The organism is Pseudomonas sp. SH10-3B, assembly GCF_019891415.1.
In the GTDB taxonomy this organism is placed as follows: Bacteria; Pseudomonadota; Gammaproteobacteria; order Pseudomonadales; family Pseudomonadaceae; genus Aquipseudomonas.
The window spans coordinates 1-11,365 of sequence record NZ_JAFLXD010000085.1; the positions used below are offsets into that span (position 1 = coordinate 1).

Annotated in this window: 12 protein-coding genes; 3 read left to right on the forward strand and 9 right to left on the reverse strand. The window is 64.6% G+C overall.

Annotated features, from left to right (window positions below; translation table 11 throughout):
* Nucleotides 1–301: 301 nt before the first annotated feature.
* Nucleotides 302–982, forward strand: coding sequence for a Crp/Fnr family transcriptional regulator (locus J1G35_RS29860; RefSeq protein WP_065924648.1), 681 nt, complete (start codon nt 302–304; stop codon nt 980–982).
* Here the strand turns inward: J1G35_RS29860 and J1G35_RS29865 are convergent, their stop codons facing one another.
* The 8 genes from J1G35_RS29865 to J1G35_RS29900 all read right to left on the reverse strand — a co-directional run bounded on the left by J1G35_RS29865 (nt 983) and on the right by J1G35_RS29900 (nt 8,193).
* Nucleotides 983–1,462 carry an SCP2 sterol-binding domain-containing protein gene (locus tag J1G35_RS29865; protein WP_053134428.1) on the reverse strand — a complete coding sequence of 160 codons (480 nt, stop codon included), beginning with the start codon at nt 1,460–1,462 and terminating at the stop codon, nt 983–985.
* Nucleotides 1,456–2,346 carry a U32 family peptidase gene (locus J1G35_RS29870; protein ID WP_223016796.1) on the reverse strand — a complete coding sequence of 297 codons (891 nt, stop codon included), beginning with the start codon at nt 2,344–2,346 and terminating at the stop codon, nt 1,456–1,458. The genes J1G35_RS29865 and J1G35_RS29870 overlap by 7 nt, the downstream gene beginning before the upstream one ends.
* Nucleotides 2,347–2,356: 10 nt before the next feature.
* Nucleotides 2,357–3,352, reverse strand: a complete 996-nt coding sequence (locus J1G35_RS29875) for a peptidase U32 family protein (protein ID WP_223016797.1) — start codon at nt 3,350–3,352, stop codon at nt 2,357–2,359.
* A 9-nt stretch (nt 3,353–3,361) separates the two neighbouring features.
* On the reverse strand, nt 3,362–4,594 hold the full coding sequence (glp, locus tag J1G35_RS29880) for a gephyrin-like molybdotransferase Glp (RefSeq protein ID WP_223016798.1): 1,233 nt from the start codon (nt 4,592–4,594) through the stop codon (nt 3,362–3,364).
* A complete protein-coding gene (gene moaB / locus J1G35_RS29885; RefSeq protein ID WP_223016799.1) occupies nt 4,591–5,145 on the reverse strand; it encodes a molybdenum cofactor biosynthesis protein B in 555 nt (184 codons plus the stop codon). The genes glp and moaB overlap by 4 nt, the downstream gene beginning before the upstream one ends.
* 85 nt (nt 5,146–5,230) lie before the next feature.
* Nucleotides 5,231–5,878, reverse strand: a complete 648-nt coding sequence (gene pdxH / locus J1G35_RS29890) for a pyridoxamine 5'-phosphate oxidase (protein ID WP_053134398.1) — start codon at nt 5,876–5,878, stop codon at nt 5,231–5,233.
* A gap of 683 nt (nt 5,879–6,561) precedes the next feature.
* A complete protein-coding gene (locus J1G35_RS29895; RefSeq protein WP_223016800.1) occupies nt 6,562–6,993 on the reverse strand; it encodes a hypothetical protein in 432 nt (143 codons plus the stop codon).
* Nucleotides 6,994–7,002: 9 nt separating this feature from the next.
* Nucleotides 7,003–8,193: an NnrS family protein gene (locus J1G35_RS29900; protein ID WP_223016801.1), complete on the reverse strand. Its 1,191-nt coding sequence runs from the start codon at nt 8,191–8,193 to the stop codon at nt 7,003–7,005.
* A gap of 355 nt (nt 8,194–8,548) precedes the next feature.
* On the opposite strand from J1G35_RS29900, the gene J1G35_RS29905 reads away from it, so the two are divergent.
* Together J1G35_RS29905 and J1G35_RS29910 are read left to right on the forward strand one after the other, a co-directional pair.
* On the forward strand, nt 8,549–9,232 hold the full coding sequence (locus J1G35_RS29905; protein ID WP_053134436.1) for a Crp/Fnr family transcriptional regulator: 684 nt from the start codon (nt 8,549–8,551) through the stop codon (nt 9,230–9,232).
* Complete coding sequence (locus tag J1G35_RS29910; protein ID WP_027607190.1) at nt 9,229–9,420, forward strand: hypothetical protein; 192 nt, start codon at nt 9,229–9,231, stop codon at nt 9,418–9,420. Before J1G35_RS29905 ends, J1G35_RS29910 begins: the two co-directional genes overlap by 4 nt.
* On the opposite strand, the gene J1G35_RS29915 is transcribed toward J1G35_RS29910, so the two are convergent.
* Entirely contained in the window at nt 9,414–11,255 is a 1,842-nt protein-coding gene (locus J1G35_RS29915) for a VWA domain-containing protein (protein WP_223016802.1), read from the reverse strand. The genes J1G35_RS29910 and J1G35_RS29915 overlap by 7 nt on opposite strands.
* Nucleotides 11,256–11,365: the final 110 nt, after the last annotated feature.

Consider the following 11,365-nt stretch of genomic DNA (forward strand, 5'->3'; position numbering starts at 1 on the left):
CGCGAAAGCGGTGGTTCAGTCAAAGATGTATTCACTGACACACCGCATTCGCGAGCAAGCCCGCTCCCACTTTTGGCCCGCGTTTCACCCGCTCTATACCTGCCAGCTGTGAGGCCGTCCGCGAGCGAGCCCCTTCGCCATCGCAGGTACAGGGCCTAACCTAAGTTGTGTAGATACTTACGCTCATCGGGGGCAAGCCCGCTCCCGCATTTTTCACACAAACCCCGCAAGAGGTACCCCCACAGAGGCATATCAACCCCGCGCCAAGCTCCCTACGCTACCCCATTGCGGAGGCCCAAACATGCTCACCCATCCCCATATCGTCCTCACCCTGCGTCGCCATCACCTGTTCAGCCAACTCCCGGAAAAAACCTTCCAGGACGTCTGCACCCTGGCCAACCTCAAGCGCCTGCCCGGCCATGCGCCCTTGATGCATCAGGGCGACGCGGCCGAGCGTTTTTTCCTGCTGGTCAGCGGCCAGATCAAGCTGCACCGGGTCACGGGCGAAGGCCAGGAACACCTGGTCGAAGTCATCCAGCCCGGCCAGACCTTTGCCGAAGCCCTGCTGTTCACCCAGGCCAAGGCCTATCCAGTGAGCGCCACCGCGCTCAAGGACAGTGTGCTGGTCAGCATCGAAGGCCAGCACTACCGCCGGGCCCTGGAGGACCAGCCGAAAATTTGCCTGGCAATCCTCGCCAGCATGAGCATCCACCTGCACCAACGCCTCAAGGACATCGACACCCTGACCCTGGCCAACGCCAGCCGCCGGGTGATCAACTTCCTGTTCCAGGAGCGCGATGCGCTGAGTGGCGAGGTGGTGCTGCAAGTGCCCAAGCGCCTGGTGGCGTCGAAGCTGGGGATCCAGCCGGAGACCTTTTCAAGGATCCTGCACCGGCTGGTGGAAGGCGGGTTGATCGAGGTGCAGCGGCGCACCATTCGGATCTTGTGCGAAGAACAGTTGATGGGCTATCAGGCCGGCTGATCAGTGCCCGCTGTGGACCGCTGACGCCCGCCCCGCCCGCTCCAGATTCCGCCACAACCAAGGCGGCAACACATCCGGGTCTAAACTGTCGATCAAGTTTTTCAGCCCCAACCCCAACTCCGTATCCCCCTCAATCACCAACCGGCGTCGAAAGAACAACGTATCCGGATCTTCCTGCCGGCTGGCGAGCAACAGAAACTCCCGCCAATTACCACTGATGCTCACCTGCGCCTCGGCCTTTTGCGCAATCCGCAACCCGTCCCGCGCCAAGGTCAGGTACCAGCACAACCCCAGGTCAGGAATCCGCAAACACATCCAACGCCCGCGCAGCAGGTCAAACCCGCCGTCGCGCAGGGGTTCGGCCAGGCAGCGGTTGAGGGCTTGCTGCAAGACCAGGCGCTGCACGCCAAACGGCACGCGGCGGATCAAGGGGAAGAGCTGATCGGCGCCCTTGAGCAGCCATTGTTTACGACTCAACACAGCCCCACCTCCTCAACCCGCAACATGCCCGCCTGGCCGTGCCAGTAGCCGTTGCAGCCATCGACATACAGCGGCGGGGTGGCGCCCTGGCGCACGTGGTCGAAGGCGCGTACCACCTCGACCATGCCTTCAGCCCGTGGGCTCAGGCGCAACAGATTCGCACCACTGGACACCAGGCCGGCGTAATCGGCCAGCAGGTTGGTAACGTCGGCCGACATGGTCTGGATGCCGTTCAAGGTGAACAACGCCTGCCCTTCCTGACTGGTCAGCGCCATGCCGTCGGGGTAGTTGATGCAGCAGAACTGACAGTCGTCCTTGGGGCGGTTCTCTGCGCGGGCGGTGAAGCAACGCGCCGAGTAGGCCAGGGGCAAATGGCCGTAGGCGAAGATCTCCACCTCGGGCAATGGCCGGCCCAATTCGCGCACCTGTTCCAGCACGTCGGCGATCAGGCCCTGGGAGCATTCCACCGGCGGCACCCAGCGTTGCATGCCCGCGTCGAGCAATTGCACCAGGGCGTGACCGTTGTAGAGGTTGAGCGCAGGGCCGCCGACAAAGGGCAGTTTGCGCTCGATCAGCATCTGCACCGCGCCCATGTCATTGGCCTCCACCAACAGTTCACCGTTGTCGCACAGGCGGCGCAGGCTCGAGAGTTCGGAGGCGGCTTCGATCAAGGTCAGGCTCGACAACACGATCTGCGCCGAGCTGTAGGTTTGCAGTTCCCGGCCCAGCCCCAACCAATGATCCAGGGAGAACGCGCGGCGTTTGGCGCACACGGTTTCGCCCAGGTAAATCACGTCGAGGGGCAAGCCGGCCATGTCCGAGTAGAAGCGCCCCAGGTGTTCCTTATCCCAATAAAACAGCACCGGTCCCAGGCTGAGTTTCATCTGTGTCTCCTCACTGCCATGCACGATGGTAGGCGCCGAGAGTGGTCTGGCTGCCTTCGGATAACCCGGCCAGCACCTGGCGCCATTGGTCCTTGACCACAAAGCTGGCCGGTGCGTTGCGGTGGGCGTCGAGCGCGGCGCGCCAGACGCGGGTGACTTGTTCCACATACGCCGGGCTGCGTTGCCGGCCTTCGATCTTGACCGCTTCGACACCGATGGCGGTGAGCTCCGGCACCAGGTCGAGGGTGTCGAGGCTGGTGGGTTCTTCGAGGGCATGGAAGCGCTTGCCGCCGACCAGGAAGCGGCCCTTGCACAAGGTCGGGTAACCGGCGGGTTCGTCGGGCGTGTAGCGGTCGATCAGCACGTCGCTCAGGCGCGCGCTCAAGCCCTCGGCGTCTTCGCTCCAGCGCACCGCCTTGGCCGGCGAGCACACGCCGCAGAGGTTGGGCGACTCGCCGGTGATGTAGGAAGACAGGTGGCAACGCCCCTCGGCCATGATGCACAGGCTGCCAAACCCGAACACTTCGATGGGCACCGGGCTGCTCGCCGCCACCTGCTTGACCTGGGCCAGGGACAACACACGGGGCAATACCGCGCGGCGAATGCCGTAGCGTTCGGCATAGAACTTCAGCGCCGCCGCATGGGTGGCCGAGCCCTGTACCGACAGGTGCAACGCCATGTGCGGATGTTGGCGGCTGGCGTAGTCGAGCACACCGGGGTCGGCGGCGATCAGGGCGTCCACGCCGTGGTCCGCCGCGCGGTCGACGGCGCGTTGCCAGCGTGCCCATATCTTCGGTTGCGGGTAGGTGTTGACCGCCACGTACAGCTTGCGCTGGTGCTGGCGAATAAAGGCGACGGCACCGTCGAACTGTTTGTCGTCCATGTTCAACCCGGCGAAATGCCGGGCATTGGTGTCATCGCGAAAACCGACATACACCGCATCGGCGCCTTGGCGCACCGCGGCTTTGAGCGCAGGCAGGTTGCCTGCCGGGCAGACCAGTTGCATGGGGGCTCCTCACAAAAATTCGGCAAAAGACACAAACGGCACCGGTTCATCCTTGAGCACCTGCTGCTCACGCTCGACGATCACCAGGCCATCGGCCCAACAGGCGGCGGTCAGCATCGCCGAGCTTTGCTGGGGGTGCAGCACGGCGCGCAATTGCCCGTCCTCGCCGGGGCTCAGGCGTGCACGCAGGTACTGGCGGCGCTTATTGGGCTTGAGCCATTCAAACGCGGCCGGCACCTGGATCGGCACCGGCAGCACGCGCTCCACACCTTGGGCGCGCAGCAGGAACGGACGCACCACCACCAACGCGGTGATCAGCGCCGCCGACGGGTTACCGGGCAGGCCCAGCCACGGCTTGCCCGCCACTTCGCCAAACGCCAGGGGCTTGCCGGGCTGGATCGCCAGGCGCCAGAAATCCACGCGGCCAAGCGCTTCGATGGCCTGCTTGAGATGGTCCTCCTCCCCCACCGACACACCCGCCGAGGTCAGCAACAGGTCGCATTCGGACGAGGCCAGGGCCAGCGCATCACGGCTGGCGGCCAGTTCATCCGCCATCACGCCGTAGTCGTGCACGTCCACGCCCCAGCCACGCAATAACGCGGCCAGGGCATAGCGGTTGCTGTTGTAGATCTGCCCCGGCACCAGCGCCTCACCCGGATCACGCAGCTCGTTGCCGCTGCTGAGCAGGCACACCCGCAGCGGCCGATAGACTTTCAGTCGGGGGATACCCGCCGAAGCCAGCAAGCCGATGTCCAGGGCACGCAGGCGCTTGCCGACGGCGATCAGGGTCTGCCCGCGCTGCCGCTCTTCACCCTGCTTGCGCACGTGCTCGCCGAGACGTACCGGCGGGCACCAGATGCGCTGGCCGTACAGGCGGCAACGCTCCTGGGGCACCACTGTGTCGGCGCCGGGCGGGACCGGCGCGCCGGTAAAAATGCGCACGGCCTGCCCGGCCTGCACGTTCGTCGTGCTGTGCTGCCCCGCCGCAACGCGCCCGGCAAGCATCAGGTAGCCGCCTTCGGCCGGTACGTCCTGGGCGCGCAGGGCGTAGCCGTCCATGGCGCTGTTGTCGAAGCCGGGCAAATCCAGGGGTGAGAACAGTTCTTCGGCGACCACCCGCCCCAACGCCTGCTCCAGACCGATCACCTGGGTGGCCGGCGGTGGCGGCGCCTGGGCCAGCAGTGTGGCGATGGCTTCGTCCACCGGCATCAGGTGGCCGCTGTCACACACCGAGACACTCATGAACGCGACTCGCAGGCTTGCAGGATTTGCTCGGGCTGGGGCTTGAGGTGCGGCACGAAATTGCACGGGCCGGTGCGGCTGTCCAACTGCCCCGCCAGGATCTGATCCCAGCCGGTGCGACACGCCCCCGGCGAACCCGGCATGCAGCACACCAGCACGCCGTTGCTGAGGCCGGCCAACGCACGGGACTGCAAGGTGGAGGTGCCGATCTCGGCCAGGGACACCTGGCGGAACAGCTCACCGAAGCCTTCGACATGTTTGTCCAGCAACGGCAACACCGCCTGGGGCGTGTTGTCGCGGGCAGTGAAACCAGTGCCGCCGGTCATCAGCACCACTTGCACCTCGGGATCGGCGATCCACAGGGAGACCTGCGCACGAATCTGGTAGATGTCGTCGATCACCAGGCCACGGTCGATGAGCACATGCCCGGCACTTTCGAGGCGGTCCACCAGGGTCTGGCCGGAGGTGTCGGTGTCGAGGCTACGGGTGTCGCTGATGGTCAGCACGGCGATGTTCAGGGGCACGAAATTGCGTTGTTTCAAATGGGCCATGATCAAGGCTCCAGGCGTCAAGAAAGTTGCCATCAGCCTGCGCCGCAACGGGCGCAGGGCCTATTCCTCCAAGGAGGTATCTCGTTCAGGGGGCCAGACGCGTGCGCTGCCAAATGCCCGCGTGCAGGCGGTAGTCGAGGCGGTCATGCAGGCGGTCGGGCCGGCCCTGCCAGAACTCGATGCGCTGCGGCTGCAGGCGATAGCCGCCCCAATGCTCGGGGCGTGGCGGTTGCTGCCCGGCGAAACGCTCGGTGACCTCACGCAAGCGGCTCTCCAACTCGCTGCGATGGCTAAGGGGCTGGCTTTGCGGCGAGGCCCAGGCGCCCAATTGACTGGCAGCCGGGCGCGCATCGAAATAGTCATCCGACAGCTGCGCATCCGCCCGCACCACCGGGCCTTCGATACGCACCTGACGCTCCAGCCCCGGCCAGAAAAACGTCATGGCCGCATGAGGGTTGCTCGCCAACTCCTCGCCCTTGGCACTCTGGTAATGCCCGAAAAAGAAAAAGCCCTCGGCGCTGAAACCCTTGAGCAGCAAGATGCGGCAATGCGCATGGCCCTGGCTGTCCACGGTGGCCAGCGCCATGCTATTGGCCTCCGCCGGAGGCACCTCGGTTTTGCGCGCCTGATCCAGCCACTGACCGAACAGCACCAGGGGATCGTCCTGCGCCAAGTCATCACGCAAACCATAAAGGGTGTAGTTACGGCGCAATTGCGCAAGAGACAGGGGCATGACACGGTCCTCCAGAAAGTTCGCCACAGTGTGGGAACTACCGCGCCGTTATCCCTTGACCACGATCAACATTCGCCCGTGGCATGACGCCGCATGTGATCGCTTGAGGTGTGGGGCTCTACAGAACGGATCGCGTTGCTGTTGCTGTTGCTGTTGCTCTGGCTCTGGCTCTGGCTCTGGCTCTGGCTCTGGCTTTTGATCTTGATCCTAGGCGCCCCGTCAAACACGCTGGCCGAACGCAGGCTTGAATCCGTGGGTAACCCGGCAGGACGCCGGGTTAGCCGTCCTGGGCCAAGGATGGCCCATGACGGCGGCCCACGGATTCAAGCCTGCGTTCGGGCACACCGAGCCTAGGCGAGGTGCCGAGTGTTGGGGCAAGAGCCTTTTTGGTTACTTTTGGGGCTCTTTTCCAAAAGTGACCCGCCGTAAGGGCGGAACCATAGGTAGCCGTTACCGCAGCAACGGATATGTACTCGGTCTGATCCCAAATCCTGGTCGGCTGTCATGCCGCCATCGGGAGCAAGTCGAATCGTCGCACCGCCCCTCCCACATTTGATCTCTATACATCAGATACCTATCAATCTGCCCTGGATCTCACTCCATTACCGCAGCAACACCCGCGCGACCACATCCGCCTGGAGAACGACGTGTTGTTTACCAAGGCGCTCAGTTCGCCTGCCTGATCAACGCAACATCAGCTTGGCCAGAATCACGATCACGACCATATGCCCCAGGATGCTGCGACGAATCCACGTCGCACGCCGAGGGCTCAAGCGCTGGTGACTCAGCAGATACGCCAGCCACAGGTAATGACCGATGATGCTCAGGGCCAGCAGGATCTTCAGGCTCAACAGCGCGGCGAAATGGCTGGCCCAAGGCACCACCAACAGCCCGCGATAGTGCCAGGCCAGGCCGATGCCCGCGCCGTACAGCAACACCACCACACCGTGCAGTACCTGGCGCGAACGCCGTGCAATGGCGTGGTCGGAGGTGAACTGCGCGGACCAGGCCAATTCGTCACGGGCGCTGTGCCAGATCACCACTTCGAAAAACAGCGTGCCGATAAAGGCAATCGCCGCCAGCAGATGCACGATCAACAAGGTGGAATAGAGCATGACGTCCCCCTAACCTGGATGCCCATCGACCCGTGCCTGCCACAGCATCGGGCCATACCGCCACAGGTACAGGCCGAGCCCGACGGTCCAGCACACTCCCGCCAGCCACAACGCGGCCATCGGCAACAGCAGGACCAGCACCACCCGGCACACACACGCCAGGTTCAGCAGCCCAAAGGCCAGGGTCATCCCCGCGGGCGGCTGCAACGGGCGGCCGGTGTGGCCCAGGCTGACGCGGGCGATCATCGCCAGGATCAGCCCGGCCATGGCGCCGATGGTCAATGCATGCACGGCCAGGCTGGGATTGAGCGGCGCGCCGAAGTGCCACAGCGCCATACCCAGGCAGGCCACGGCCAGCCAGGCGTACGCCAGGTGCAACGACCAGAGCAACGGCACTCGCCACAGGCCGCGATCATGCCAGCGGACCAAGCGCCATAAGTGCCCCAGCCCAAGGGCGGCGAACAGCAGGCCGATCCCTGGGTTGGCGGCCAGCGCAGGCCCGGCGGCATACAGCACGGCGACCAGCAGCGAAGCCCCGAGCAACGTCCGGTCCAGCCATGGCCAGGGCTTGACCGCCTCGACCCGCCCCAGACCGCGCTGGGTAAAAAACGGAATCACCCGTCCGCCGATCAAGCCCATCATCGCCGCCACCAGCCACAGACCGGTGAGCACCGCCTGGCGCTGCAGGCCGGGGTCATTGCGCAGCAAGCCATACAACGACAGCGCATCGGCCACGGTCAACAGCGCCAGCACCAGCACGATCGGGTAATTACGCTTCTGGCGTACCTGCCACAGGGTCCAGCCCATCACGCCGGCCACGGCCAGGGGGAAGGTCAGTTCCAGCACCGCCAGCAGCGGCCAGTGCAGGTTGAACAACCAGCCCAGGCGCGCGGCCAGCCACACGCCGGCAAGCAGCGCCAGGGCATTGCCGCTGATGCCTGGGCGGCCGGTCCAGGTCTGCACCGCCGTGAGCAGGAAGCCGGCGATGATCGCCAGGCCAAAGCCGAACAGCAGCTCATGCCGGTGCCAGGCCAGCCAGCCGCCGGCGGGTTGCCAGGTGCCGAGGTGCCCGCCCAGGGCCAGCAGCCACAAGGGGATTGCCAGCGCCGCCAATACACAGGCGCCGAGGAAGAATGGCCGGAAGGCCAGGCGAAACAACGGGGTAATCGACATTGCCTTGCGCCGGTCGAGCACTTGCATAACACGGTCTCCCTTCAGGACTGCGGCAATCTTGCGCCGACGGGCGTGCGTTGCCCTTGTCGTAGATCAAGTCGCAAACCCACTGCAACGCTTACGCTTGCGCTCACTGTAGGAGCGAGCTTGCTCGCGAAGAACGTTAACGATGACGCGGGCATCCTGATTAAACGCGGTGTCTGTGGGTTTTTCGCGAGCAAGCTCGCTCCTACAAAACACTTTTAGTGTGCTTTGGAGCCATGATGAAAAACGCCTATGTCCCCCTCGCCTGGTTTGTGATCCTCGGCTCCATGCTGGCCGCCGCCAGCGGGCTTTCGCTGGTGCTGGTGTGAACGCCCCACTGCTGTTCAAGGAACCGGGCATGGTGCTGCATCGCGTGCACCACCAGATCCTGCGCAGCCATCACCTGTTCGAACCGCTGAACGACGAAGAGCTCAACGAGCTGATGGGCAACAGCCAGTTGCTGAGTATCGACAAGGGCGAGCCGCTGTTCCGCCAGGGCGAACCGGCCGATGCGTTTTACTTCGTGATTGCCGGTGCGGTGAAGATCTACCGCCTGACCCCCGACGGCCAGGAGAAGGTCTTCGAAGTGATCGGCGAGCGCCAGACCTTCGCCGAAGCCATGATGCTGATGGACACCCCCAACTACGTGGCCTGCGCCGAAGCGGTGTGCCCCACCCAGTTGTACCGTTTGTCCAACGCCACCTACATGCGCCTGCTGCACAGCAACAGCCGCCTGACCTTCGCCCTGCTCGGCACGTTGTGCGTGCGCTTGCACCAGCGGGTCAACGAGATCGAAACCCTGTCGCTGAAAAACGCCACCCACCGCGTGGTGCGCTACCTGCTGACCCAACTGATGCGCCTGCACAGCACCGACGCCACATTCGAACTGCCCATGGCCAAGCAGTTGATTGCCGGGCACCTGTCGATCCAGCCGGAGACCTTTTCGCGGATTATCCGGCGCCTGATCGATGAAAAAATCATCACCCAGGACGGACGCCAGATCGCCATTCTGGACCGGCTGCGCCTGGAGCAATTCGAGTGAAAACCTGCCTGTACTGCCAGCAGCGCAATGCCGACAAGCACCAGCAGTGCACGGATTGCGGCATGGCCCTGCCCGCCTCGGACGCCGGCGTACAGGCCCTTCGCTTGCGGCGCTTCCAGTGGTTCTGCCTGAGCCTGACGCTGTTTTGCATCGCCATGTTCTTCTGGTTGCCGCGCGACTTCTACTGACCCTCGGTCAACTGCCTGTACAGCTGGGGCAACCGCAGCGGCAACTGCTCCGGCTGGCGGATCAGGGTGTAGCCATGGGCACCGAACATGTAGGGCAAGTAATCCCCGGCCTGTTTGTCGATGGTGATGCAGAACGGAATCAGGCCCTGGCGCCGCGCCTCGACCACTGCCTGGCGGGTGTCTTCGACCCCGTAGCGGCCCTCATACAGATCCAGGTCATTGGGCTTGCCATCGGTCAGTAGCAACAACAACTTGCGCCGCTGTTTGCACGCCCCCAGCAGGTGGGTGGCCTGGCGAATCGCGGCGCCCATGCGCGTGTAGTAACCCGGCTTGAGCGCCTGGATACAGCCACGCGTGCGGTCGTCATAGGCTTGCTCGAACGTCTTGAGCGGGTGCAGGCGCACCTGATGGCGGCGCAGGGACGAGAAACCATACAGCGCAAACGCATCTCCCAGCCCGGCCAGGCTATCGCCGAACAGCAACAGGCTGTCGCGGATCACGTCGATGACCTTTTGCACGTCGTTCAGATGCGCGTCGGTGGACATCGACAGGTCCGCCAGCAGCAGGCATGCCAGGTCGCGTCGGGTGTGACGTTGCTCCTGGTACAAGCCGCGTTCGGTGCAGGCGCCGTGTTGGCGTTGCACTTGGAAATCCACCCAGGCTTGCAGGTCCAGCTCCGCGCCCTGGGGTTGCTGGCGCAGCCATTGGCGGTCGGTGCGCAGTTGCTGGAACTGGCGGCGCAGGCGCTGGGCCGGGCCGAGTAATCGGGCCGGTAACGGCTGCGGTGCATCGGCACGTGGCTGCATCAGTTGCAGATTGACGAAACCGGGTTGCAGGCATTGTTGACGGTAATCCCACTCGGGCAGCTTGATGCCCTCGCCGAGGGGGATGTCGTCGACGTCGGCGGGCGGCAGGTCGAGGTGCAGCTTCAAGCCGCCGCTCTTGCGCACGCGCTGGCGCGACAGGCTCAACTGGTCGAGGTCTTCGGCGACGCGAGCGGCGTCCGGGTCCTCACTGTCGTCGGCCCAGCGATCAAGGTCGACGTGCTCGGTCCAACTGAACAGGTTTTCCAGGCGTACCACCAGCAGGCCGCCATCACGGCTGTGATCATCCACACGGCTGGCGCGTTTGGGCGCGCCCTGCTGCTCGCCAGCCGGGGTGGCGAGGTCGTCGGCGTCGTCTTCAAGGTCGAGGGCCTGGGGCGTGTCCAGGTGCAACGGCGGGTAAAGCCATAAGGGCAACGGCCAGGCGGCGCGTTCGCTGCGGGGTAAATGGCGCACGCTGCCGGGCTCGCGCAGGGCCTTGCGCAAGGCTTTTTCCAGGGCGGCTTCACCGGGTTTGAGGCTGGCCGGGTCCGGGCGCAGGCTCAGATGCGCGTCCACCAGACGCTGGTAACTGGGCAACAGCGCCGGGTAGCGTTGCAGCAGCAGCCAGGTCCAGCGTTGGTTGTCGCGGGCCCAATGGGTCATGGGGCCTGCATGGGCGGCCAGCAACGCCAGCCAGCGGTACAACTCCAGGTTCAACGCGACGGTGGGGTACACCGCCAGGCTCGACGGCAGGCGCAGACGATTGCCATCGCAGGAGGCCAGTGGCGCCTGCTTGCAGGTGCCGGCGATGCGCATCAACAGGTTGCGGCGCAGCAGCAGGTCGCGTTCGCTGGCGGCTTCGAGGGCGATCCCGCTGGCACCGCCCAGGGCGCGAAACAATACGGTGAGGCTGCGCTGGCGGTCGACCAGCTCGACCCGCGCCGCCGGGAAATCGACACTGGCGCGGCGGGTGATAAAGCGGTGCCAGGCACTGCCGATCCATTCTTCCAGCTCAAGGGTGAAGGCCATGGGAGGGGCTCCAACTGTTTGATGTTTGACAGGCACACTGCAGTCCAAATGTGGGAGGGACGGTGCGACGATTCGACTTGCTCCCGTGGCGGCCTTCGGGCCGACCATGT

Coding starts and splice junctions, on each gene's coding strand:
- J1G35_RS29905 (WP_053134436.1), top strand. CDS start 8,549: ATGGTGCTGCATCGCGTGCACCACCAGATCCTGCGCAGCCATCACCTG.
- J1G35_RS29870 (WP_223016796.1), bottom strand. CDS start 2,346: ATGAAACTCAGCCTGGGACCGGTGCTGTTTTATTGGGATAAGGAACAC.
- J1G35_RS29900 (WP_223016801.1), bottom strand. CDS start 8,193: ATGCAAGTGCTCGACCGGCGCAAGGCAATGTCGATTACCCCGTTGTTT.
- J1G35_RS29875 (WP_223016797.1), bottom strand. CDS start 3,352: ATGCAACTGGTCTGCCCGGCAGGCAACCTGCCTGCGCTCAAAGCCGCG.
- J1G35_RS29895 (WP_223016800.1), bottom strand. CDS start 6,993: ATGCTCTATTCCACCTTGTTGATCGTGCATCTGCTGGCGGCGATTGCC.
- glp (WP_223016798.1), bottom strand. CDS start 4,594: ATGAGTGTCTCGGTGTGTGACAGCGGCCACCTGATGCCGGTGGACGAA.
- pdxH (WP_053134398.1), bottom strand. CDS start 5,878: ATGCCCCTGTCTCTTGCGCAATTGCGCCGTAACTACACCCTTTATGGT.
- moaB (WP_223016799.1), bottom strand. CDS start 5,145: ATGGCCCATTTGAAACAACGCAATTTCGTGCCCCTGAACATCGCCGTG.
- J1G35_RS29860 (WP_065924648.1), top strand. CDS start 302: ATGCTCACCCATCCCCATATCGTCCTCACCCTGCGTCGCCATCACCTG.
- J1G35_RS29915 (WP_223016802.1), bottom strand. CDS start 11,255: ATGGCCTTCACCCTTGAGCTGGAAGAATGGATCGGCAGTGCCTGGCAC.